26 protein-coding genes are annotated in these 23,076 nt (G+C 54.0%); 23 read left to right on the forward strand and 3 right to left on the reverse strand.

Going from position 1 to position 23,076, the window contains the following annotated elements; all coding sequences use genetic code 11:
* The first annotated feature begins 153 nt into the window (after positions 1–153).
* The 21 genes from EDC14_RS19215 (at position 154) to EDC14_RS19315 (ending at position 18,647) form a co-directional block, all read left to right on the forward strand.
* Positions 154–1,398 (forward strand): competence/damage-inducible protein A, encoded by a 1,245-nt coding sequence (locus EDC14_RS19215; protein ID WP_132015938.1) that lies wholly within the window; start codon positions 154–156, stop codon positions 1,396–1,398.
* Between the two features lie 36 nt (positions 1,399–1,434).
* Positions 1,435–1,995, forward strand: a complete 561-nt coding sequence (thpR, locus tag EDC14_RS19220; protein WP_132015939.1) for an RNA 2',3'-cyclic phosphodiesterase — start codon at positions 1,435–1,437, stop codon at positions 1,993–1,995.
* Between the two features lie 115 nt (positions 1,996–2,110).
* Positions 2,111–3,154: a recombinase RecA gene (gene recA / locus EDC14_RS19225; RefSeq protein ID WP_132015940.1), complete on the forward strand. Its 1,044-nt coding sequence runs from the start codon at positions 2,111–2,113 to the stop codon at positions 3,152–3,154.
* A gap of 6 nt (positions 3,155–3,160) precedes the next feature.
* Positions 3,161–3,601: a regulatory protein RecX gene (locus tag EDC14_RS19230; RefSeq protein ID WP_132015941.1), complete on the forward strand. Its 441-nt coding sequence runs from the start codon at positions 3,161–3,163 to the stop codon at positions 3,599–3,601.
* Between the two features lie 182 nt (positions 3,602–3,783).
* Positions 3,784–5,313, forward strand: a complete 1,530-nt coding sequence (gene rny, locus EDC14_RS19235) for a ribonuclease Y (protein WP_132015942.1) — start codon at positions 3,784–3,786, stop codon at positions 5,311–5,313.
* 69 nt (positions 5,314–5,382) lie between these two features.
* Entirely contained in the window at positions 5,383–5,919 is a 537-nt protein-coding gene (locus tag EDC14_RS19240) for a hypothetical protein (RefSeq protein ID WP_132015943.1), read from the forward strand.
* A gap of 219 nt (positions 5,920–6,138) precedes the next feature.
* Positions 6,139–6,924: a TIGR00282 family metallophosphoesterase gene (locus EDC14_RS19245; protein ID WP_341540174.1), complete on the forward strand. Its 786-nt coding sequence runs from the start codon at positions 6,139–6,141 to the stop codon at positions 6,922–6,924.
* Positions 6,925–7,259: 335 nt separating this feature from the next.
* The gene (locus tag EDC14_RS19250; RefSeq protein ID WP_132015944.1) at positions 7,260–7,520 is read left to right on the forward strand and encodes a stage V sporulation protein S; all 261 of its coding nucleotides are present in this window, start codon (positions 7,260–7,262) and stop codon (positions 7,518–7,520) included.
* A 767-nt stretch (positions 7,521–8,287) separates the two neighbouring features.
* Entirely contained in the window at positions 8,288–8,827 is a 540-nt protein-coding gene (locus EDC14_RS19255; protein ID WP_165908143.1) for a GNAT family N-acetyltransferase, read from the forward strand.
* Positions 8,828–8,938: 111 nt separating this feature from the next.
* Complete coding sequence (gene spo0A, locus EDC14_RS19260; RefSeq protein WP_132015946.1) at positions 8,939–9,739, forward strand: sporulation transcription factor Spo0A; 801 nt, start codon at positions 8,939–8,941, stop codon at positions 9,737–9,739.
* 310 nt (positions 9,740–10,049) lie between these two features.
* The gene (gene rlmN / locus EDC14_RS19265) at positions 10,050–11,093 is read left to right on the forward strand and encodes a dual-specificity RNA methyltransferase RlmN (protein ID WP_132015947.1); all 1,044 of its coding nucleotides are present in this window, start codon (positions 10,050–10,052) and stop codon (positions 11,091–11,093) included.
* A complete protein-coding gene (locus EDC14_RS19270) occupies positions 11,068–11,649 on the forward strand; it encodes an FHA domain-containing protein (protein ID WP_132015948.1) in 582 nt (193 codons plus the stop codon). The genes rlmN and EDC14_RS19270 overlap by 26 nt, the downstream gene beginning before the upstream one ends.
* Before the next feature lie 164 nt (positions 11,650–11,813).
* The gene (locus EDC14_RS19275; RefSeq protein WP_132015949.1) at positions 11,814–12,512 is read left to right on the forward strand and encodes a Stp1/IreP family PP2C-type Ser/Thr phosphatase; all 699 of its coding nucleotides are present in this window, start codon (positions 11,814–11,816) and stop codon (positions 12,510–12,512) included.
* Positions 12,513–12,730: 218 nt separating this feature from the next.
* A complete protein-coding gene (gene pknB / locus EDC14_RS19280) occupies positions 12,731–14,374 on the forward strand; it encodes a Stk1 family PASTA domain-containing Ser/Thr kinase (RefSeq protein ID WP_165908144.1) in 1,644 nt (547 codons plus the stop codon).
* A 48-nt stretch (positions 14,375–14,422) separates the two neighbouring features.
* Positions 14,423–15,304 carry a ribosome small subunit-dependent GTPase A gene (rsgA, locus tag EDC14_RS19285; RefSeq protein ID WP_243663032.1) on the forward strand — a complete coding sequence of 294 codons (882 nt, stop codon included), beginning with the start codon at positions 14,423–14,425 and terminating at the stop codon, positions 15,302–15,304.
* A gap of 12 nt (positions 15,305–15,316) precedes the next feature.
* Positions 15,317–15,964, forward strand: a complete 648-nt coding sequence (gene rpe, locus EDC14_RS19290; RefSeq protein ID WP_132015952.1) for a ribulose-phosphate 3-epimerase — start codon at positions 15,317–15,319, stop codon at positions 15,962–15,964.
* 60 nt (positions 15,965–16,024) lie between these two features.
* Positions 16,025–16,450 carry a chemotaxis protein CheX gene (locus tag EDC14_RS19295; RefSeq protein ID WP_132015953.1) on the forward strand — a complete coding sequence of 142 codons (426 nt, stop codon included), beginning with the start codon at positions 16,025–16,027 and terminating at the stop codon, positions 16,448–16,450.
* A 78-nt stretch (positions 16,451–16,528) separates the two neighbouring features.
* Positions 16,529–16,795, forward strand: coding sequence for an IreB family regulatory phosphoprotein (locus EDC14_RS19300; RefSeq protein WP_132015954.1), 267 nt, complete (start codon positions 16,529–16,531; stop codon positions 16,793–16,795).
* 195 nt (positions 16,796–16,990) lie between these two features.
* Entirely contained in the window at positions 16,991–17,449 is a 459-nt protein-coding gene (locus EDC14_RS19305) for a pyridoxamine 5'-phosphate oxidase family protein (protein WP_132015955.1), read from the forward strand.
* 15 nt (positions 17,450–17,464) lie between these two features.
* Positions 17,465–18,421, forward strand: coding sequence for a hypothetical protein (locus EDC14_RS19310; protein ID WP_132015956.1), 957 nt, complete (start codon positions 17,465–17,467; stop codon positions 18,419–18,421).
* A 37-nt stretch (positions 18,422–18,458) separates the two neighbouring features.
* The gene (locus EDC14_RS19315; RefSeq protein ID WP_132015957.1) at positions 18,459–18,647 is read left to right on the forward strand and encodes a hypothetical protein; all 189 of its coding nucleotides are present in this window, start codon (positions 18,459–18,461) and stop codon (positions 18,645–18,647) included.
* A gap of 240 nt (positions 18,648–18,887) precedes the next feature.
* Here the strand turns inward: EDC14_RS19315 and comA are convergent, their stop codons facing one another.
* Entirely contained in the window at positions 18,888–19,682 is a 795-nt protein-coding gene (comA, locus tag EDC14_RS19320) for a phosphosulfolactate synthase (protein WP_132015958.1), read from the reverse strand.
* Positions 19,683–19,856: 174 nt separating this feature from the next.
* On the opposite strand from comA, the gene EDC14_RS19325 reads away from it, so the two are divergent.
* Together EDC14_RS19325 and EDC14_RS19330 are read left to right on the forward strand one after the other, a co-directional pair.
* Positions 19,857–20,315 (forward strand): DUF441 family protein, encoded by a 459-nt coding sequence (locus tag EDC14_RS19325; RefSeq protein WP_132015959.1) that lies wholly within the window; start codon positions 19,857–19,859, stop codon positions 20,313–20,315.
* 30 nt (positions 20,316–20,345) lie between these two features.
* Positions 20,346–20,609 carry a DUF2619 domain-containing protein gene (locus EDC14_RS19330; protein ID WP_132015960.1) on the forward strand — a complete coding sequence of 88 codons (264 nt, stop codon included), beginning with the start codon at positions 20,346–20,348 and terminating at the stop codon, positions 20,607–20,609.
* Here EDC14_RS19330 and EDC14_RS19335 read toward each other — a convergent pair.
* Together EDC14_RS19335 and EDC14_RS19340 are read right to left on the reverse strand one after the other, a co-directional pair.
* Entirely contained in the window at positions 20,606–21,772 is a 1,167-nt protein-coding gene (locus tag EDC14_RS19335; protein WP_132015961.1) for a hypothetical protein, read from the reverse strand. The two genes, EDC14_RS19330 and EDC14_RS19335, sit on opposite strands and share 4 nt — an antisense overlap.
* A gap of 558 nt (positions 21,773–22,330) precedes the next feature.
* Complete coding sequence (locus tag EDC14_RS19340; RefSeq protein ID WP_132015962.1) at positions 22,331–22,519, reverse strand: small, acid-soluble spore protein, alpha/beta type; 189 nt, start codon at positions 22,517–22,519, stop codon at positions 22,331–22,333.
* Positions 22,520–23,076 lie beyond the last annotated feature (557 nt).

Below are 23,076 nucleotides of genomic sequence, written 5' to 3' on the forward strand. Positions count from 1 at the left end.
ATAAAAATCGCGCCCGGGATGGACGGCTCCTTTTATTGAAGGAAGAATACCTTCGGCCACAACAGGAATTTTCAAAGAAGAGGCGAAAATAATATGGAGAAGTACTTGGCTCCGGCCAAGCACGGATCTTAATCTTACATGAGGCGAAGCGGATTGAAAGCGGAAATTGTATGCATCGGAACCGAATTGTTGCTGGGGCAGATCCTCGATACCAATGCCGCCTTTCTGGCGGAAGAATTGGCCGGATTAGGCATTGATTTGTATCATAAGCTGACGGTCGGAGACAACCTGGAACGGATCGTGGCGGCCTTGCGGCAGGCCTGGCAACGGGCTGACTTATTAATCCTCTCCGGCGGACTCGGGCCGACCCAGGACGATTTGACCCGCGAAGCCGTGGCGGCGCTGCTCGGAGAAGAATTAACGCCGCGGCAGGCGGCTTGGGAGCAGATTGTGGCCTATTTTCACAAGATGGACCGGCCTTATCCGGAGAGCAATCGCAGGCAAGCGTTGTTTCCCGCCTCCGGGCAGGTGATCGCCAATTCGTTTGGCACCGCCCCCGCCCTTTGGGTCGAGCGGGAGGGTCGGGTACTGGTCGCTCTTCCGGGCGTGCCCTATGAATTGAAAGGGATCTGGAATGAGAGCGTCAGGGAGCGCTTGGGGCGTATTTTGGCGGCGGAAGGGAATCCCTTGCTGACCTCCAGAACCATCCGGATGGTCGGCATCGGCGAATCGGCCATGGAAGAACAGGTCATCGACCTAATCGCCGCGCAAAGCAATCCGACGATTGCGCCTTATGCCGGCCGGGGCGAGGTTTCGCTGCGGATTACCGCCAAGGGCTTCCGAGAGGACGAGAATTGGCGGCTGATCGACGCCTTGACCGAAAAGGTGCGGGCGCGATTGGGCGGGTACATTTATGGTTATGATCAGGACAACCTGGAGACGGCCATCGGGCGATTGCTGCGGGAGCGCGGTTGGCGGTTGGCGCTGGCCGAGTCCTGCACCGGCGGGTTGATGGCCCACCGGATTACCAATGTCGCGGGGAGTTCCGATTATTATCTGGGCGGAGTCAACTCCTACAGCAATGAATTGAAAATGGCGGTGCTGGGCGTTCCCGAATCGACCCTGGCGGAGCATGGCGCGGTCAGTCCGGAGACGGCCCGGGCCATGGCGGCGGGAATCCGCCGGCTGACTGGCGCGGAGGTTGGACTTTCGGCCACCGGGATCGCCGGTCCCGGCGGCGGAACGGCGGAAAAACCGGTCGGCCTGGTCTATCTCGGGGTGGACTTGCCTGGTTACAGCCAAGTCGAACGGCGGATCTTCCCGCTCGACCGGATCGGCAACAAAGAATCGGCGGCCCAGGCCGGACTGGCGCTGCTTTGGCAGGCGCTGCGGAGCTAGGAAATCTCGGGGAATCTACGTTGCTTGGAGTTGAATATGCGGCTTTTTATCGGAGTTTGGCTCTCGCCGGAGCAGCGGGAGGAGGTCGCCGTCTTCATCCGCCGGCTCAGTCCGGAGAGTCCGGATTGGAAATGGACGAGTCCGGCGAATCTTCATTTTACGTTACGGTTTCTGGGCGAGGTGGACAGGGCGGCTGTCGGGCCGCTGCGCTTGCGGTTGCAAGAGGAGGCCCGGAGGATGAGGCCTTTTACGATGCGCCTCGGTACGGCGGGCTTCTTTCCGCCGGCCGGGCCGCCCCGGGTGTTCTGGTTCGGCCTGGCGGAAGGTGCGGCGGAATTGACGGGATTGGCGGCACGGCTGGAAAACGCCTGCCGGGAGCGGAGTTTCGGCCCGGCGGACAAACCATTCAAGCCTCACCTGACCGTGGCCCGGGCTAAAACCCACTCGCCGGGGACCATTTCCTTTGCCAATCCCCTTTGGCGAGCAGGGACCCTGGTGACCGGCTTCTCGTTGATCGAGAGCCAATTGCGGCCGGCGGGTCCGGCGTATCGCTCGATAGCCGACCTGACCTTTGGAGCAAAAGGAAACCATTCTTAATTTGACATCGGAGACCGGGTTTGTTATACTGAATCAGAACATATGTTTGGAAACGTTCTTGATCCATTCTTAAGCAGGATGTCACTCACGCAGTAACCAAAGGAGGTTTCTAGCTTTGTCCGATAAACAAAAGGCGTTGGAAGTCGCATTATTGCAGATCGAAAAGCAATTCGGCAAGGGCTCCATCATGAAACTGGGCGAAAGTGCCGATAAGTTGAATATCGAAGTGATTCCCACCGGCGCGCTCACCCTGGATCTGGCCTTGGGAGTGGGCGGCGTGCCCCGGGGCCGGATCGTGGAGATCTATGGGCCGGAATCGGCCGGTAAAACCACGGTGGCCTTGCATATGGTGGCCGAGGCGCAACGGCTGGGCGGAATCGCCGCCTTCATCGACGCCGAGCATGCGTTGGATCCGCTATATGCCAAAAAGTTGGGCGTGGATATCGACAATCTCCTCATCTCCCAGCCGGACACCGGCGAACAGGCGCTGGAGATCTGCGAGGCCTTGGTCCGCAGCGGCGCGGTGGATGTGATCGTCATCGACTCGGTGGCGGCATTGACGCCGCAAGCCGAGATCGAGGGGGAAATGGGCGATTCCCACGTCGGATTGCAGGCCCGTCTGATGTCGCAGGCGCTCCGCAAGCTGACCGCGGTCGTCAGCAAATCCAATACCATCACCATCTTTATCAACCAGATCCGCGAAAAAGTAGGCGTCATGTTCGGCAACCCCGAGACCACGCCGGGCGGCCGGGCGCTGAAGTTTTATTCCACAATCCGTTTGGAAGTCCGCAAGGTGGAGACCTTGAAACAAGGTTCGGACATCATCGGCAGCCGGACCAAGGTGAAAGTGGTCAAGAACAAGGTGGCGCCGCCTTTCAAGGAAGCGGAGTTCGATATGATTTACGGTGAAGGCATCTCCAAGACCGGTTGCGTTCTGGACATGGCGGTGGATCGCAATATCATCAACAAGAGCGGCGCCTGGTTCTCCTACGGCGAGACCCGGATCGGCCAGGGCCGTGAAGCGGCGCGGGAGTTTTTAAAGAAGGATCCGGCGCTGTTTGCGGAGATCGAAAAGAAGATCCGGATCGCCGTGGGCTTGCTCAGCGAAGACGCCGAAGTCAAGCCGGAATCGGTTGCGGCGCCCGCCAAAGGGAAGTAACGCGCCGTGAAGGAACGGACGGCCATGGATGCGGCGCTCCGGTTGATCGGCAGGCAACCCTATTCGGAGCGGCGGCTGCGGGAGCGCTTAAGCAAGATGGGTTTTGAGGCGGCGGAGATTGCCGCTTGTCTGGAACGTTTGACCGGTTGGGGCTATCTGAACGACCGCGCTTACGGTGTTGCCCGGGTTGAGTTGCTGAAACGCCGTTTGAAGAGCCGTGCCTATGTCAAAGCGGACCTGGCCGCCGAAGGGATCGCCCGGGAACTGATCTCCGAATTACTGGGTGAGCACTATTCCGATGCCGACGAGATCATTATCGCCCGGACCTTACTGGCCAAACGGGCTGGAGCCGGGGAGATTGGAGTCAAGGAATGTCAGAAATTAGCCCGGGCCGGTTTCGCCGAACACACGATTGGGCGGTGTTTTCAGGAGATATCTACCCCTTGACACACTATCTAAAAATGTTTACAATGATCTATTGAGGACAGAACAAAAGCCGAGTTCTTACTCGGCTTGTTTTGTATTTATTTTTGCAGTGAATTTTCTTCTCTAAAATCCGAAAAATCCGATCATTATCGCAAGGACTTCGCTTTCAGAAGTCTGTTTTGAAAGAGCTAAAATTATAGGAGGTGATTAGCATCCAATATTTCTTAGGAATCATCATCGGTTCAGTCCTTGGGTTTGCCGCCGCGTATATTTATGGAAAAATTCAAGTCGAATCAGCGAAGGAACAAGCGCGTAAGATTATTGAGGAAGCCCACAAGGAAGTCGAGTCGATTAAGCGCGAGGCATTGCTTGAGGCGAAAGAGGAAGCTTTAAAGGTAAAAAACGAACTCGAACGGGAAAACCGCGAGCGTCGTGCCGATATTCAACGTTTGGAGAAACGACTTTTACAGAAGGAAGAATCCCTTGATCGGAAATACGAAGTTTTAGAGAAGAAAGAGGAAGCCTTAACCAAAAAAGATGCCGAAGTCGAACGGTTGAAAAACGAAGTTCAGGAAATCCATCAGAAGCATCGTCATGAATTGGAGCGAATCTCGGGTTTGACCACGGAGGAAGCGAAGACGCTCCTGCTCAAGGATGTGGAAGAAGAGATCCAACAAGAGGTCGCCATTAAGATCCGCGATTTGGAGGCTAGAGCAAAAGAGGAATCCGACCGGAAAGCCCGGGAGATCATCTCTCTCGCCATCCAGCGCTGTGCCGCGGATCATGTGGCGGAGGCCACCGTTTCCGTGGTAGCGCTGCCGAACGATGAGATGAAAGGCAGGATCATCGGCCGTGAGGGCCGGAACATCCGGGCGCTGGAGACCTTGACCGGGGTCGATCTGATCATCGACGATACGCCCGAGGCAGTGATCCTCTCCGGATTTGATCCGATTCGCCGCGAAGTCGCCCGCCTGGCGTTGGAGAAACTGATCGTGGACGGGCGGATTCACCCGGCCCGGATCGAAGAGATGGTGGAAAAGTCCCAGAAAGAAGTGGACGCCATCATCAAGGAAGAGGGCGAACGGGCCACTTTTGAAACGGGCATTCACGGGCTCCATTTTGAACTGGTAAAACTCTTGGGACGGTTGAAGTACCGGACCAGTTACGGACAGAACGTTTTGAATCACTCCATTGAGGTCGCCCATTTGTGCGGCATCATGGCCGGAGAGCTCGGCGCCGATGTGACTCTTGCCAAGCGCGCCGGATTGCTCCATGATATCGGCAAAGCAGTCAATCATGAAGTGGAAGGACCCCACGTAACCATCGGCGCGGATCTCGCCAAGAAATACCGGGAGACCCCGCTCATCGTCAATGCCATCGCCGCTCATCACGGCGATGTCGAACCGGCCTCGGTAGAGGCGGTGCTGGTGCAAGCTTGCGATGCGGTCTCGGCGGCCCGGCCGGGCGCCCGCCGTGAGACTTTGGAGACCTATATCAAGCGTCTCGAAAAACTGGAGAAGATCGCCGACTCTTTTGAAGGGGTCGAAAAAGCGTACGCGATTCAAGCCGGACGGGAGATTCGGATCATGGTCAAACCGGACCGGATCGATGACCTGAACGCAGTGCGGATCGCCCGGGAGATCGTCAAACGGATCGAGGATGAACTGGAATATCCCGGTCAGATCAAGGTGACTGTCATCCGCGAAACCAGAGCGGTCGATTATGCGAAATAACTTGGGAATAGCACCAAACGCCGTTTAAAACTCTATAATAAACGAAGAGGTCTGGAAGGGGGAGGAAACATGAAAGGCATCTTCTGGAAAGAAGGCGAGTCCTTCTCCAATTCCATGAGTCTGATAGCTTTCTTATTGGTACGTTACCCCGAGATCGGCACGGTCCGGTATGACCCGGACCAGAAGACATTGCAGTTTTCCTTTATGTTGATCAAAACCCTGGACGCCGGCGAATTCGAAGCATTCAAGGAAGGAATGGCCCTGAGCCTGGGCGCGATCTCGGACTTGCAGGGCAGGAAACAATTGCAGACCGAGATCAGTTTCACCGAGTGTGACAATCTGACCTTCCTTGAGATTTTGCGGGATATCGATTCATTGAGCCAAGAAGAGATCGGCCTGATCATCGGCGTTGTCCATCAGTTTTTCGAAGGCAATCTCCTCCTTGACCAGGAAGAGGCGGTTCAGGATGAGGATGTATTGCTTCAGGAGGAAATGATCGACCATATGCTCGAGGACCTGAAAGATTCCCAGCAGGAAAAACGGTTGATCGGCTTCCGTGAAGAAGGCCGGGTGATGGTCTTTAACCGGGCCAATCTTCACAAATGAGACGCAAAGCGCTTCTGTCGTCGGAAAGTCCGTTGTCCGGCAAAAAGTGAGCAAAGTTTTGCAAAATAGATTTGTGCCAAGCGACGGGGGGATGCTGCAGAACAGTAACCCCCGTTTGTATGCTGGCGGTGCTTCCAGTATATAAAAAGTGAAAATTTGGAATAATCTGAAAGCGATAGCAGATCGCGGGTTGGTTCCGATTGAGATGGAGGACTTTGTTTGCTGAAGATATTATTTATTGGTGATATTGAGGGCCGGCCGGGCCGGAAGGCTGTCAAGGCTTGCCTGCCTTCCCTCATCGAGTCCGAGGAACTCGATCTGGTGGTCGCCAACGGCGAGAATGCCGCCGGCGGCTTCGGAATCACGCTTGATATCGCCAAGGAGCTTCTGGCTTGCGGCATTGATGTGATTACCATGGGCAATCATACCTGGGACAACCGGGATATCTATAATGTCCTGGAGCATGAGCCGCGGGTAATCCGGCCGGCCAACTACCCCAAGGGAACGCCGGGACAGGGCTATTATCTGGCGGAAACGGATAAAGGAGTCCTGGTCGGAGTGGTGAATATGCTGGGGCAGGTCTTTCTGGAGCCGTTGCGTTGTCCCTTCGAGACGGCCGATGAGATCGTGACCAATCTGCGGCGCAAGACCGATTTGGTGCTCCTCGATATGCACGCCGAGGCTACTTCCGAAAAGATCGCCCTGGGTTGGTACCTGGATGGGCGGGTCTCGGCGGTACTGGGCACGCATACGCATGTCACCACCGCGGATGAGCGAATTCTTCCGCAGGGGACCGGGTATATTACCGATGTCGGGATGACAGGTCCGATCAACTCGGTTTTGGGCATCAATTCCGAATTGGTGATTACCAAGTTTAAAACGAAACGGCCCGTCCGGTTCGAAGTGGCGGAGGGACCGGTTGCTTTCAACGCCGTGCTTTTGGAAGTGGATGAATTCGGGAGGACGACACAGATCAAAAGGATCCGGCAAGACCTGGAGAACTAAAAGCGTTGTGGTAAACCCCGTCCGAAGGTCGGAGTGTTCACAAAAGCTCAGAGAAGCAAGTGATAAAGTCGTTTTGAAATCCTCTTGCCAGTCGAATCGTTTGGAAAGAGACTTTATCACATGGCTTCTGACAATCCATTGGCTACATGAAGGCCGGTACGGGTCCGCCGATTCCTGCGGTCCATGATTTCCGAGACGTGACCGAAATTGATGAGGTAGTAACGGCCGGAAATTAGCAATTGTCTGAACTAACATTCATATTATTAATAGCAGCAAATAAATTTACATTGAATACGTACCAAGTACGGAACCTAGCAAAGTATGGAGGGACAAAAATGGATGTGTTGAAAGTGTCGGCGAAATCCAGTCCGAACGCAGTGGCCGGGGCATTATCGGGAATTATTCGCGAAAAAGGCATCGTTGAAATTCAAGCGATCGGCGCGGGTGCTATCAATCAAGCCGTCAAAGCAGTGGCTATCGCACGCGGCTTTGTAGCGCCCAGCGGCATCAATTTGGTCTGTATTCCTGCTTTTACCGAGGTCACCATCGATGGTGAGGAACGGACGGCGATTAAGCTGATCGTAGAACCAAAATAATTCAGCAATGTACGCAGTACTCCACAAAAGATTGTCTTGGAAGATGGGGATTTTCTCCATCTTTTTTGTTGCGCTACGGGGCTGAACCGTCCCGCTTTGAGAGGCAAAAAGTCGCCGGTCCGGAGAATCACCGGTCACGCCGGCCGAAAGGACTTTGCCGTCTCCCGCTCCGTTTTGCAAGGCGTCACAAGGTTTTATAAGATCGCCAATCGAAAGCGGGTGATCGCAAAGTGGTTTTGAATGATGGCCCAATAAAATGAAAGTTTCGGCGATTCAATGGTCCAAAATGGTTTCCTGTGTATTCTTCCGTTTTTCTCTCCTGATTCTTATGTCTTCCCCTGGAGAAATGCCCCTCCCATTTCCAGCAAGCCTGATATCCTGGCGATAATTACTTAGAGGTAAAAAGCCGGCCGGGACGAAATTCTAAGTAATTGAAAAAGACTCCCCTATATAGGATGAAATAAATTTTTTAACTAAGATTTGCATTCCTAAAAGCGTTGTGATAAACCCTGTCCGAAGGCCAGGGTGAACACAAAAGCTCAGAGAAGCAAGGGATAAAGTCGTTTTAATTCCTTTGGCAAGCTGATTCCCGTTTCGAAAGACTTTATCACATGGCTTCTAGTGCAACGACTTTTAACAAAGCCGTTTGCATAGCAAAGCCGAATGCAAATGAAATCAAAGCGGAATTTAATTCAACTTATATAGCATCCGACAAAGTAAAATTCGCAGCATTCAACGGAAAAACCAACTTGACCGGAGGGGTTAATATGGAATTGAGTGGAACCAAAATCCGGCTTCGCCCGTTAGCTATCAAAGATCTGGCGACGATGGCCCAATGGAATTGCGACCCGGAATTGCAGTCTTTCGTCGACTGCGATCTTCCGAGCGACCCTCAGCAATTAGAACGCTGGTACCATGCGAATGTTCCCGATCGCAACTATCAAATATTTGCCATGGAGACCCTGGCCGGAGAGTTGATCGGCGATATGGAGCTGGATCATATCTGTTGGAATAAACGCGAGGCGGAATTGCGGATTCGCATCGGGGACCGGCGCTACTGGGGACAGGGCCTGGGCAGCCAGGCCATTCAACTGATGCTGAACTATACCATGGGCGAGCGGGGTTTTAACCGGATTTACCTTCGGGTTTATGAGTTCAACGAGCGGGCGATTCATTGCTACCTGAAGAACGGTTTCCAGCAGATCGGGATTCTCCAGCGCCGGCGGAGCGATTGGAAGAATATTATCCTGATGGAGATCAAACGGCAAAAATTTATTGGAGCCGCAGCCTGCCAACAGGCGGGTTAACCGGGCTCTAGCCGGATTATTGCGTTTGATATCGGTAAAAACCAAAAAGGATTTGCCCCTTCCCCGTCGAATTATTACCAAAAGTTGTTATGTTATGAAGGAGGGGGATGTATGTCAAAGATCAAGATCGTAGTGGCTGATAACAACCGCGAATTATGTACCTCATTGTCCGGCTTGATCAGCCTTCAGGATGATATGGAACTCACGGGTGTCGCATATGATGGCATTGAAGCGTTGCAACTGGTCGAAAGCATCAAACCCCATGTGCTGGTTCTGGATATTACAATGCCCTACCTGGACGGCATCGGGGTCCTGGAAAGACTGGGCGAACTTCCGGATCGGCCCATCGTCATCGTATTGACTGCCTTTGAGCAAGAGTCGATGATTCAACGGTTAATCTCCTTGGGAGCTACTTATTACATGGTCAAACCGTTTGACGCACCGACCCTTTTTGAGCGGATCCGCCAATTCGCCGCCGGACAGCCGTCCCCCTTCAAACCCGCTAAAGTCGCGACGGACCGTCCGGTTATCGCCAACCATGCCCGGCGGGAGAAAACCGAAAGCGAATTGGAGCTGGAAGTGAGCAAGCTCTTTCACGAAATGGGAATTCCCGCTCATTTCCGTGGCTATGCCTATTTACGGGATGCGATCATTATCGCCGCCAAGGAAGTCGAAGTCCTCGGCAATATCACCAAAAACCTTTATCCCCGGATCGCCGATAAATACCGTTCCACCCCCAGCGGCGTGGAATCGGCCATTCGTCACACCATCGAGATCGGATGGGAGCGGGGCAATTCCGAATTCATGGAGAACTTTTTCGGATTTGACAACAAAAAAGGCAGGTTTCCGACCACCGCTTCGTTCGTGGCCAAGATCGCGGATAAACTGCGTTTGGAATCCAAGATCGTCTGAGAATCCGAGCCTTATCGAGGAAATCCGTAGCGGATTTCCTTTTGATTTCCGGATCGGGCAAGAAAGCCGGTGCGGGACGCTTACGGAAAACCGGGCGGCCCCATAGATAATTTCCCCGGTCCGGGTTAATCTAAAAGCGCTGTGATAAACCCCGTCCGAAGGTCGGGGTGAACACAAAAGCTCAGGGAAGCAAGTGATAAAGTCGTTTAAAATCCTTTGGCAAAAGGATTCATTTGAAAGAGACTTTATCACATGGCTTCTAATTTTGAAGGAATACCGACAGCCGACGGGGCTGAATTGGGGATGCTGTTTGAACATTAAAGGATTGGAACTGGAAGAACTGCAGGCATTTCTGGGAACCTATCATTTGCCGAAATACCGCGCGGCACAGATTTTTGACTGGCTGTATCAGAAAGGGGCCGCCGATTGGGAGGAGATCAGCGTCCTCCCCAAGTCATTACGGGAAAAATTCCGGGCCGAGGGGGTTTCGCTGGGACGGCTGGAGACCGTGGCCGTTGAGAACGATCCCGATGGCACCCGTAAATACCTTTTTCAATTGGAGGACGGCCGGCGGGTGGAGAGCGTCTATCTGCCCGACGCCGAGCGGCATACGGTTTGTTTTTCAACGCAGGTCGGTTGCGCCGTGGGTTGCCTTTTTTGCGCCACCGGCCAGCTGGGATGGTCCCGTAATCTGACGGCCGCGGAAATCATCGAGCAGCCGTTGCGGATCGGCCGTGACGCCGGGGTCCGCATCAATAGCCTGGTGGCGATGGGCCAGGGGGAACCGCTGCTGAATGTCGAGAACCTGTTGAAAGCAGTACGTATCATGAATCATCCCCAAGGGATGGGCATCGGGGCCCGGCATATTACCATCTCCACCTGCGGCATCGTTCCGGGAATCCAGCGTTTGGCGGAAGAACCCTTGCAGCTGAATCTGGCGATCTCGCTCCATGCCGCCGACGACCGGCTGCGGGACCGGCTCATGCCGATCAACCGGAAATATCCGCTGGCGGCGGTGCTGGAAGCCTGTCACGCTTATTTGCAAAAGACCAACCGGCGGATCACCTTCGAGTACACGATGATCGCCGGAGTGAATGACCGGCCCGAGGACCTGCGGAACCTGGCCGGGCTATTATCCGGCTTGCTCTGCCATATCAATTTAATACCGTTCAATCCGATACCGGGCAAGGACTGGCGCCGCTCCGATCCGGCCAGGGTCCGCCTGTTTGAGAAGGAATTGCTACTCGCGGGGATCGAAACGACAGTCCGCAAGGAACGGGGCACCCGGTTGTCGGCGGCCTGCGGACAATTACAAGGGAAGTATCAAAATGAACATTCGTCGCCTGTTTCATAGAATATTGCGGCCCCAGGACGCCGGGGACGCCATTCCCGGCGGGGCGTTAAAGCCTGCGCCGCGAGTGGCCCATTTTTTCAAAGGAATGGCCCTTCCCTGGGTGAATGCTCCCGAAAAGACGAATCGCTGGCCGGCGCTGCAAAACACCAAGAATTGGCGGCCGGAGGGACCCGGAGTGACCGAAAAAACCAAGGTTCGGCCCAAACTTCAGGCTTTAGCCGAAGAACAATGGGTCTTTACGGTCAGTTCGGGATTGGACCGCGGCCGCCAGTTCGTCGGAGCCACCCCTGAGATCAAGCTGGGCCGCCAGCCGGATAACCACATTCAATTGCGGGACCCGAAAGTTTCACGGTTCCATGCCGTGATTCATCAAAAAGGTTCCCAATTGTACCTCGAAGACCTGCGCAGCACCAACGGCACATTTTTAAACGGCGAGCCGCTGGCCAAGAAGAAGCCGTTGTCGCCCGGGGATCAGATCAAGATCGGGGAAACCGTCATCGAAGTCTCCAGGGATTACCGGACGGGGCGCCGCTCCGCCGGCAAGCGCTTGGAGTGATTCTCCGAGGGGGGCGCGGCGCGTTTCTTGATGTTGCGACATCGATATATCCGGCGGTTCAATGGATGAATTAATTTTGGAAAACGAGGTTAAAGCATCGCGATTTTCCAAAATTTCTTTCGCTGTTTTTAACCACCGGAGTAGTAACCTGTGAGGATGAGAAGATGCGAATTGGTTCAAAGACAGACAAGGGTCGAATCCGGGAACAAAACGAGGATAGCTTCGGGTACCGCGATAATTTGTTCGTAGTGGCGGACGGCATGGGCGGCCACGAAGCCGGGGAGATAGCCAGCGGCATCGCGGTGGAGACCATCCTAAAGACCGATCTGAGCCGCGATATCCCGCTGGCGATACAGCAAGCGGTGGTCCGGGCGAACGAAGCGATCTTGCAGGAAACCGATCTCCAACCGGCGTATCAGGGCATGGGAACGACCGTGACGATACTGGTTCTGGACGGCGAACAAGCGTATCTTGCCCACGTCGGCGACAGCCGGATCTACCGCCTGAGTGGCGGCACCGGTCAACTCGAGCAATTGACCGAGGACCATTCGCTCGTCGCGGAGCTGGTAAAGAACGGCGGCCTCACCGCCGAAGAAGCGCAGACCCATCCGCAACGCAATATTCTGACCCGGGCGCTGGGGACCAAAGGACTGCCCGAGGTCGAGGTGCGCTTGATCCCGGCCGGCCGGGGAGACAAGTTCTTACTGTGTTCGGATGGGCTCTCCGGGATGGTGCGGGAGAACGAACTCCAGCAATTCCTGAGTCTGGCGGAGTCGCCCCAGGAGATTGTCGAGCGTTTGATCGACGCTGCCAATCAACAGGGCGGGAACGACAATATTACCGCAATTTTAATCGAGATTTAACCGGCCGCGGGCTGGAACGGCAGGAAAGGCCGGGCCTGCGACGAAGGATTTAGAAGCGTTGTGATAAACCCTGCCCGAAGGCCAGGGTGAACACAAAAGCTCAGAAAAGCAAGTGATAAAGTCGTTTTTTAGTCCATTGAAAGGATGATTTCCGAATTAGCGGACTTTATCACATGGCTTTTAGATTTGAAAACAACCATTCGAACAGAGGTGGGACAGTGATCGGCAAAATATTGGGAAATCGCTACCGTCTAATCGAGCTGATTGGCGAAGGCGGAATGGCCTTGGTTTATCAAGCGGAAGACTCATTGTTATGCCGTACTGTTGCTGTAAAGATATTGAGGCCGCAATACGCCAACGATTCCGAATTTGTGGACCGTTTCCGGAGGGAAGCGCGCGCCGCGGCCAGCCTCGCCCATCCCAGCGTGGTGAATATCTTCGATGTCGGCCAAGAGGACGGCATGGACTACATCGTGATGGAATACATTCCCGGAGCCAATCTGAAGAGTATCATCAAAAAAGAGGCGCCGCTCCCGGTGGAGCGGGCCCTGGAGATTACCCGCCAGATTGCCTCGGCCTTGAATCACGCCCATCAACGCAACATCATCCACCGCGATATCAAACCGCATAATATCCTGATCACCCCCGACGGCCAGGTGAAAGTGACCGATTTCGGCATTGCCAGGGCGGTCAGCGCCAGTTCTTTCACCCAGACCGGGATGGTGGTGGGTTCGGTTCATTATGCCTCGCCGGAACAGGTGCGGGGCGGGCTGGTCGGCCCACAGTCCGATCTGTACTCCCTGGGCTGCGTCCTTTATGAAATGCTCACCGCGAAGGTGCCTTTTTCCGGCGATACGTCGATCGCCATCGCGCTCCAGCATTTGCAGGGGGAAGCCGTTCCCATCGGCCAGTTGCGGCCGGAGACTCCGCCGGAAGTCGTGGCCCTGGTGGAGAAAGCGATGGCCGTGGAGCCGTCGGATCGTTATCCGACGGCCTTGGCCATGTTGAAAGAGGTCACGGCGGCGCAATTGAAGATCCAACGCGAGGCCGGAACTCCGGACGCCATGGAGATGCCGACGGAGGTTTGGAGCGGCGTCACTCCGGAAGATCTGGAAAAAGGGAAGGAACGAAAATGGCTGCCCTGGGTCCTGCTGGGGTTTGGGGGAAGTTTCTTACTGGTGCTGATTGTCGCGCTCTTTTTCCTCAATGTTTTTACGCCGCCCCGCCCGGAAGTCCGGGTCCCGAGCCTGGTCGGCAAGGAATATAACGAAGCCCGCCAATTGCTGGCGGAACGCAAGCTAAAGATCAAAATCGTGAACCGGCTTTTTAATTCCGATTATCCGTCGGGTTATGTCGTTTCGCAGCGGCCCGAGGCGGGACAGCCGAAACGGATCAACACCGAGATTGAAGTGGTTCTAAGCAAAGGACCGCAGTTGGTCCGGGTGCCGCGGCTGGTCGGCAAGACCCAATTGGAAGCGGAATTGGCGCTGGAGGAAGCGGGTCTCAAATTGGGCGAGATCCTGTCGGAATCCAATCCCGACGCCCCGCAAGGGACGGTCATCAAGCAGCTGCCCGCCGAAAGCACCCAGATCGAGCAAGGCGCCAGCGTCTCCATTACGCTGAATATCACCACCACCGATCTGGTCCAGGTGCCCAATTTTATCGGCCGGCCGCTTTCGGAAGTCCGGGCGGAACTGGGCTCAATCGGCTTGATCTACAACCAGGCGACGCTCGCCCCCAGTGATATTTATCCCGAGGGCGTGGTGATCGATCAAAAACCGGTGCCTTTTGAAAGAGTGGCGACCGGTACCGCGATGAATTTCATCGTCAGTTCGGGCTCGGCGGTGGAACCGACGCCATAACTTGAAGCCGATTTTTGTGAATGTGTTTTGGAGGAACATAAAAACGTGATGGTGGGCAGGGTCGTCAGGATCATCGGCGGGTTTTACTTCGTGGAGCCGCAGACTCCGGGCCCGATCGTCGAATGCGCGATTCGGGGCCGGTTAAAATTGAAAACTCAAGGAATACTTGTGGGCGATCTGGTTAAATATACCATTGATGAGGATGGGCGGGGCGTCATCAACGAAGTGGAGCCCCGTCAATCCGTGCTTACCAGGCCGTATATCGCCAATGTCAATAGGGTGGTCCTGGTTTTTGCGCACTGCAACCCGGATCCGATCCCGTTGTTGATCGACAAATTTCTGGTTTTATCGGAAGCGAGTGGGATTCCAAATTTAATAGTTTTTAACAAAACCGATCTTGTCGCAACAGGAAAAGCAGATAAATTAGCGAATAAATACCGTAGTTATGGATATAACGTTTTGTGTACCAGCGTCCGTTCCAATCTTGGAAAACGTCGATTATTGCAGGAAGTAAAAGGCAAGGTGAGTGTCTTTGCCGGACCCTCGGGAGTCGGCAAATCGGCTTTGCTCAACATGATCGCGCCGGGGTTGCGTTTAAAAACCGGGGCCGTCAGCGAGAAGATCGGGCGCGGCAAGCACACCACCCGGGAAGTTCAGTTGCTCAAGATCGGGCCGGATAGTTACGTGGCGGACACGCCCGGGTTTTCCCAAATCGCTTTGGATTTCATGAAACCGGAGGCGCTGGCCGGTTATTATCCGGAATTTTCAGCCTACCCGAACTGCCGTTTTACTTCATGCCTGCACGAAACGGAACCGGATTGCCGGATCAAAGGGGCGGTCAGCGCCGGCCTAATTGCGGCGGAGCGCTATCAGTCCTATTTGGAATTATTGGCTGAAGTAAAGGGTTATTGGGAAAAACGATACCGATAGGAGTTCCTTACCATGGTGGAGATCGCCCCTTCGATTTTGAACGCCAACTTGCTGCAACTGGGGGAAGAAGTCGCCAAAATCCGCAGCGCGGATTGGGTCCATTTTGATGTCATGGATGGCCATTTTGTTCCCAATTTAACCTTCGGGCCGATGTTTGTCGAGGCATTGCGGCAAGTCACCGCGGTGCCCATCGAGTCCCATCTGATGGTGGAGAATACGGCCGCATTTATCCCGCTGTATGCCCAGGCCGGCAGCAAGCGGATCATCATTCACGCCGAGACCGGAAACCATTTGCACCGTTTGGTGCAGAATATCAAGGAGCTAGGCTGCGAGGCCGGCGTTTCGCTGAATCCGGCGACCCCGCTGAGCTGCCTGGAGTACTTGTTGCCGGATTTGGATCTGGTGCTGCTGATGACCGTGAATCCGGGCTTTGGCGGCCAGCGGTTGATCCCGGCGATGTATGAAAAGATCAAGCAATTGCGCGCCATCATTTCCGAACGCCGGCTTTCCTGCAAAATTGAGGTCGATGGCGGTGTGAATCTGGAGAATGCCCCGCGCTTGGTAGCGGCCGGAGTCGACGTCCTCGTGGCGGGGACCCTGATTTACCGGGATCCCGACCCGGCAGCGGCACTGAAGAGGCTCAGGGATGGGGTCCAATAAAGGGGGGTAATCGAACTGTCGTTCGAACATATCGACGCTTTTGTGAAGGCAGTTTATTCGGTGATTGAAAAGATGCTGAATCCCGATGTACAGGCCGGAAAACCCTTTTTCAACGACGATCCTTTGACAAAGTATGACATCTCCATATTAGTCGGAGTCCTTGGCGACCTGCAGGGACAGGTGATTTGCGGCATGTCCATGCCGACAGCGAAGAATATCGCCTCCCAGATGTTGATGACCCAAGTCGAGATCATTGATGAGATGGGAAAAAGCGCGTTGTGCGAACTGAAGAATATTATCGTCGGGACGGCCAGCACCAATCTTTCGCTGAACGGATACCACTGCAATATCACGCCGCCGCTTTTTTTGATGACGCAGGAAATTCCCGATTTTTTGAAGCATGTTCAGACCGCATTGGCGATCCCGATTCAGACCCCCTTCGGCAATATCGAAATCAACCTGGCCCTGCGCAAGGACAGGTTATAAACTATTTGTCGGGGGAACGGCGTTTCAATCGTTTCCTCGCGATGAGCACACAGCAATGTTGGCAGAGGTGAGTATGTGATGGGAGATCTTTCCGAGAATACCAGACGTTTCTCTCCCAAAGAAGAAACTCAGTCGGAAGTGGGCTTAATTCTGACCGAAGTCTGTTCGGCCCTGAAAGAAAAGGGCTATGATCCGCTGGACCAGATCGTCGGGTATTTGCTCTCCGGCGACCCGGCGTATATTACCAGCAACCGGAATGCCCGGATCCTGATTAAGCGTTTGGAACGGGATCAGATCCTCGAGGAGCTGGTCCGCTCGTACCTGGATAAACACGGGATCGGTTAACCGTTCCCAAAGGTGAGCCCTGAGCCGGACATCCCCATCTTCCGCCGGTAAGGATTCCGGGCGATCCCCGAAACAGAACCGCTCCGTCCCGCTGGGAAATTCTCCCCATGGCGGTGGGACAGGGCCGGAGCGGTTCTAAAGCAGTCATGCGCCCCATAGTTTTAGAGAGAAATCTTGAGATAACGGGGTGGGAGTATGTCTGTGTTGCTGGGGACCGAACTGAGCCCGGCTTTAGCGGATCTGTTTGACAAGCGGATCGGTACCGTGATTGTGGCTACCGTCGATCAAGAATTCCATCCCCACACAGCTCCATTCAATTTTGTAGTGGTTCGCGACTCCAAGAATATCCGGATTGCAATTTCCAGAAACCATCAAACCTATCAGAATATTCTTAATAATGGCTGCGTTGCGGTTGCCGCGCTCGATGAAGGCGATATCGCGGTGTGCATCAAGGGTTTCGGACGGGTCATCCGCAATGCCATGGACACGGATTATAATATGGCTGTCGTGGAAGTGGAGATCAGCGAGATCAAAAAGGACAATTCCATGCTGTACTTTGTGACCCAGGGCATCCGGATCCGGCACAAAACCGAACCGGCGCTGCTGTTGTCCAGGAAGATCTTTCAAGAACTGAGCCAAATTGAAAATACCTAAACCAAGGAGCTAGCGATGAAGAAAATCTCGACGCTGTTTCTCATAGGGGCCCTGGCACTCGTATCCATGGGTTTTTCCAGTAGAATGCCGCTCCCCGACGCAGGAATCTACGACTTCAAGATGCGGACCTTAACGTTCTTCGATTTGATGACCAAAGAATTCCCGTTAGGATCGAATACCGCCGAAGTCATCGAGGCAAAGCCCGACTATCTGGCCGTCCAATGGGACGCCGGCAAGCTGGACAACGTGAAGTACGGTTATTTCAAACTAGGCAATCACGATCAGAAAACCTGGTTCGGTTTTGGCAAAAACCCAACCACCGGGAAATTGGATTTCTATATCGATCAAAACGGCGATAACCGCCTGGACAACAAGGAAAAAGTGGAGAGTCTCGACGTCGTTTCCCACAAGTCTTCCGGATACGCGATTGAGGAATATTATTCGTTGATTCCGGCTCCGCTCACCGTCACTTACAAAGGCTATGACCGTGTCTTCCAGAAGAAGCTCTATTTCTTCTTCGACATCCAGTTCGCGACCAAGAAAAATAGCACCGAAATCATGGTGGGTACTTTCACTGCCAGCTTCCTGGAGGGCGAAATGACCGTGCAGGCCGGGAAGACGCGCAAGCAGATGAAGGTCAGGCTGATGGATGCCAATGGCAACGGCTGTTTCAACGATTACGGGAAAGACCTGATCTATATGGATATTAATTCCGACGATTATTTCCGCAAACGGGAGTCGCAGCCGATTACCGAGTTTTATGATTTTCCCGGGCCCAACCGGCAAAAGCAGCAACTGCGTTTCGTGGTGCTGCCCATGCCGGCCAAAGTGGCGGTGGTCGAAGCCACGGCCGATTTTGACCGGGCCCAACTGGAGGGGGCGCCGGACCGGCCCGCTGGGGACGGAGAGGCTGCCGCCGCCGGCGCGCTCCAGCCGGCACCGGCTGCGCCGGCGGCCCAGTCGCAACGCTAACCGCGGGCGGGAGTCACCGGAGAGCCATCGGCAGTCAGTGAAGAGCGATCTGGAGCGACCAAAGATCGATCTTCGGTTTCTGAAGATCGATCCGGAACGACTCAAGATCGATCGTGAGTCACTGAAGATCGATCTGGAACGACTCAAGATCGATCATGAGTCACTGAAGATCGATCTGGAACGACCCAAGATCGATCGTGAGTCACTGAAGATCGATCCGGAATGACTCAAGATCGATCGTGAGTCATTGAAGATCGATCTGGAACGACTCAAGATCGATCTTGAGTCATTGAAGATTGATCTGGAACGGCCAAAGCTCGATTATGAGTTATCCAAGATCGATCATGACTCAGTGAAGAGTGGTTGCGGGGGTGCCATGAGGCCCGGGGCGAACTTCAGGGATATCTCCGGGAAGCAAACGGACGGCTGCTGGGACCCAAAATAAGAAGCGGATCGGGGTATTGTTTTACAATACCCCGATTTTTGTTAGGTGCGCGGTTTTCCAGGTGTCGCTGCGGAGCCCTAAGCGCAACGCTTCCAGAGCCATGCTCTCCGACGGCGGTATATTGCCGAGGTTCACGTTGGGTCCGAATTGATTGATCAATTCGGCCTGCTGATTTTTGAGGGGCGCCTCCCAAATGACGCGCTGCGGAGGCAGCGCCTGCGCCAGGAGAGAAAGTTTTTCCGGTACAATTTTCCCTTGTTCGTCGTAAATTCCCACGCCATGGCCGGACTCGCGCGCCTCGACAATGACCCAGCGCGCCCCTTGCTCCAGATCCCGCTCTGCCTGGGCTGCCAAAACCGCCTCATCGGGCTGGCGCAGCAGGCTCTTCTTGCCGACCTCCGTGATCACTTCTAGCCCGGCCTCCCGGGCCTCGCTGATGGCCTTCGACCGTTCATTCATGGGCAGATCGATCGATCCGTCGGAGATTTCAACCCAATGAAGGCCGAGACGGCGCAACTGGTTGAAATAACGCCCGCTTTCCCCCTGCCAGTAGTGCAGCTCGAAAAAGGTTCCCCCCGGATACAGGGCCACCTGATACTCCGCGGCCAAGGCGATCTTTTGCTTGAGAATTTCCGGCGGATACAACGCGGTGGTGCCGAAACTGAGCTTGATGAGATCGATAAAGGGCGAGCTCAGCTCCAGCAGGGCGCGGGTATCGGCCAGGGAAAGCCCTTTGTCCAGCAGCATGGTGATGCCTGTTTGGCGCGGCTTCGCCGCTCTGCCGGAGCGGGGCGGTTGGACCCACTGATTATCCATTTTTGATCACTCCCGGACTCTATCCTATAAAGCAGCAATCCGTTGAATTCAATCCCGGAATGATTCCATCATAGCCGGCGAATTCAACTTCTCTATTTTATGCTTTGCGCCCGAATCAGTTCATGACATGAAAGAAGCCAAGCTGGAATAAGAATTAAAGAAGGAGTGAGGCGGATGGTTCAGGATAATCTGCTTTTGCTGGTGATTTTTGCCTTGGGGATGGCGTTTAATAATAATCTGATCGCGGCGAGCGCCGGCAGCCTTCTGGTCTTAAAGTTGGTCAAGTTGCGCGTGATTTTGCTACTGTTTGAGCGGCGGGCGGTGGATGTTGGGCTGCTTTTTTTATTAATCGCGGTGCTGGTGCCGTTCGCCCTGGATCGGGTGGGCTTCGATGAGATTCTGAATACGTTTCGCAGCGTCAAAGGACTGGCGGCGATCGCCGGCGGGATCGCCGCCGCGTATCTCTGCGGCCGAGGCCTGCTGCTGCTGCAGCTGGAACCGGAGATCGTCGTCGGATTGGTGGTGGGCACGGTGCTCGGGGTTTCGTTGTTGAAAGGAATTCCAGTCGGCCCGTTGGCCGCGGCGGGGATCACCGCGATTCTTTTCAACCTGTTGGGGCTCGGGAAACGCTAGCGGCCAGAGTGAAGCGGGAGGAGCAGAGGAATGGAGCAGGCGACAGTGGGCAATATGGCAATGCTGCGAGTCATCTCCGGGTTACTGGAGATCGCCGTGGCGATCATTTTTTTAAAGGCAGGGCGGGTCGATACCGCATTACGCCTGAATGCGTTGCTGGGCCTGATTGGCCCGATCGTCTTTATCATGGTGAGCGTGTTGGGTATCGCCGCCATTGCCGTGAAACTGTCATGGTATAAGGTGCTGTTGCTCAGCGCCGGGATGGTGCTGGTGCTCATCGGGACCAAAAGCTAGAATTGGAGATTCCACCGGGTAAAGAGATAGGTGTTATTCAAGTTGCGGTTTTGATTGAGTTCCACCCCGAACTGCAACTGACTGAGCGGGGAGAAATTCTTGTTAATATTGCCGCGCCAGCGGTAACTGGTGCCATCTTGCGCGACATCATTCACGGGTTTCGAGATCATGAGCCGGTTTTCCAGATAGAAGTCATTCCCGAGCCTATTTTGTAAATACAGCTCCAGGCCGCGCGTATTGGCGGTGAACCACTCGCGCAGATCGGTGGAAGAGTGGTTCAGAGAAGTCGCCGAAGGAGTGAAGTATTGAGCGATATAACCGGCTTTTACCTGGAAAAAGTCATGATTCGGCAATTCGCGGCCGAAACTTACCAAAGCCGCCGGCGTCCAATCGGTATGGTAATCCGGATAACGCGGCGAATCAAACGAGTACCACCCGACTTCCGCGGCGATCTTGCCGGCGGGCAGGGTGGATGAAACATCGACACTGAATGCTTTTTCAGCGGCCAGACCCCGCGGCACCAGGTTCAAGCCGACGATCGTGGCTTGGCCGGACCAACCCAGGCGGAAGGCAAAATAATCCTGGGTGCTCAATTCCTTGGAATCGCCGTCAATCTGGGTCAGCATCCGCGAATACAGCCCGATGGCATGGTAGTCCTTGAAGGTATGCTGTAACGCCAGTCCCTCGGCGGGATTGTTCACGAAATCGGTGATTAAGCCCAGCGGTCCGAAGGAGAAGCGGAACCTCCCCAGATAATTCAGGGAACGGGGGTATTCCATTTTGATAAAAGCCTCATCGAGCAGAAACGGGGCATTCAACGGCGCAGTGGTATAATCGCCCCAGTTTCCCTCGTGCGAAAGATTCAAGGCAAAGGAGAGGTTCCGGTCGATGCCGGCATTGAGATAAAGACCTAATTTTTGCTCGAATTGAAACGGGCCGATGGTACTGTAATGATCTTCAAGGAGTCCGTCAGCCTCAAGGGAAAAATTGCCGCCGAGCTGAAACCGTCCCCAACTCGCTTCCAGGGAGCTAAAACGGTTATTGAGTTCGGCGATTCGCTGATCGACACTGAGTTGAGCCTTGGGTGCCGCCTGTCCCCAGGCTGGGCTGCAGATAAAGGCTAAGCTGCCCGAGATGAGTAATAAAGTCATCAATTTTCTCAAGGGCTTCCTCCATATAATAATAATAATACGATGAACGAGGGCGCAAAGCGTTCATCTTTGGAAACCGTCCGCTGCTTCCCGAGCGATCGGGCGGGGCGGGAAAGATAGCAATTTGCGAACCGGAAATGCGTAACCGAATTCCTGGATGCCGGAATTCGTTTCTGCCCTTTGCGAAGCGTTGTGATTAACCCCGTCCGAAGGCCGGGTTGTTCGCAAAAGCCCAGAAAAACGAGGGATAAAGTCGTTTAAAAGTCCGTTCCGGGACGATTTTCCGATTTAAAAGACTTTATCACTTACTTTTAGATGAAATTCGGCTGTTTTTATGGGATACCTGCAGTAGAAAGGTGTAAAAATAATGTCAGCCATGGCAAAAAAAGAAAGCCGAAGTAGCTTCGGCTTATTTGCAATACACCACCAAATTACCTTAACTTGGGTCAGTATCAGGTCAGCAGTGGACAGACACGTTGCCATCGAACCGGCGGGGATAAACTCTTCAAACTTGATGGTATATCATATGAGGCGGTGCCAAATGATGTGAAGGGTTAGGGAGAAATCTCCCTAACCCTGCCGGGATAATAATTCTTCGGCCTTTTGAATCAGGCCGCGAACGATCAGCCCGGCCTCGCGGGTGGTGATGTTGCCATAGTCGTAGCTACCATTTTCGACCTGGATACGATCGGCAAAACCGAGTTCTTTTGCGATTTCGTACTTGGTGGCGTCGGAAACAATACTGCCGCGACGGCTCAAGGATTCACCCCCTTGGCGGAGTCTCCGCCGGAGACTCCAACGATAGTATTCGCTTTGGCCGCTAAACTATGTCGCACTCAATATTCCGGACATACAATTTAACGACCTATTTCCCTGCGGAGGAGATCCATCCATGCTGGATCCTTTTCCCGCCATTCCTTAAGGATGGAAAAGTTGCTTCGCAGATGCCGATAGCGAAGATTCGTGAAAATAATTCGCCAAAAGCATCGGCGTCGAGCGGCGGATCACGGTTAGCTTCCGTAGTTCCATCGAGTGCCCATCGCGAAAATTCAGCCGCATGAAATGTTTTACCAAGGTATATTCCCGCGGAAAAAATAACAAAATGGGTTATGAAAGCCAAAAATGCCGCGGCTGTTTCGAAAAGGCAATCCCTCAAATTTTCCCATCATGGAAGGCTTATGGGACCTGATGCTGATCAGAAATTTAATTCAACTTATATAGAAGCGTTGTGAAGAACCCATAGTTTTTAAGGGGATCAAAAAACTCAAACAAGATCCAATCCAAAATTTGAAACTGAAAAGCTGAAAAAAGGTAGA

The sequence above is a fragment of the Hydrogenispora ethanolica genome (assembly GCF_004340685.1).
GTDB classification, from domain to species: domain Bacteria; phylum Bacillota; class UBA4882; order UBA8346; family UBA8346; genus Hydrogenispora; species Hydrogenispora ethanolica.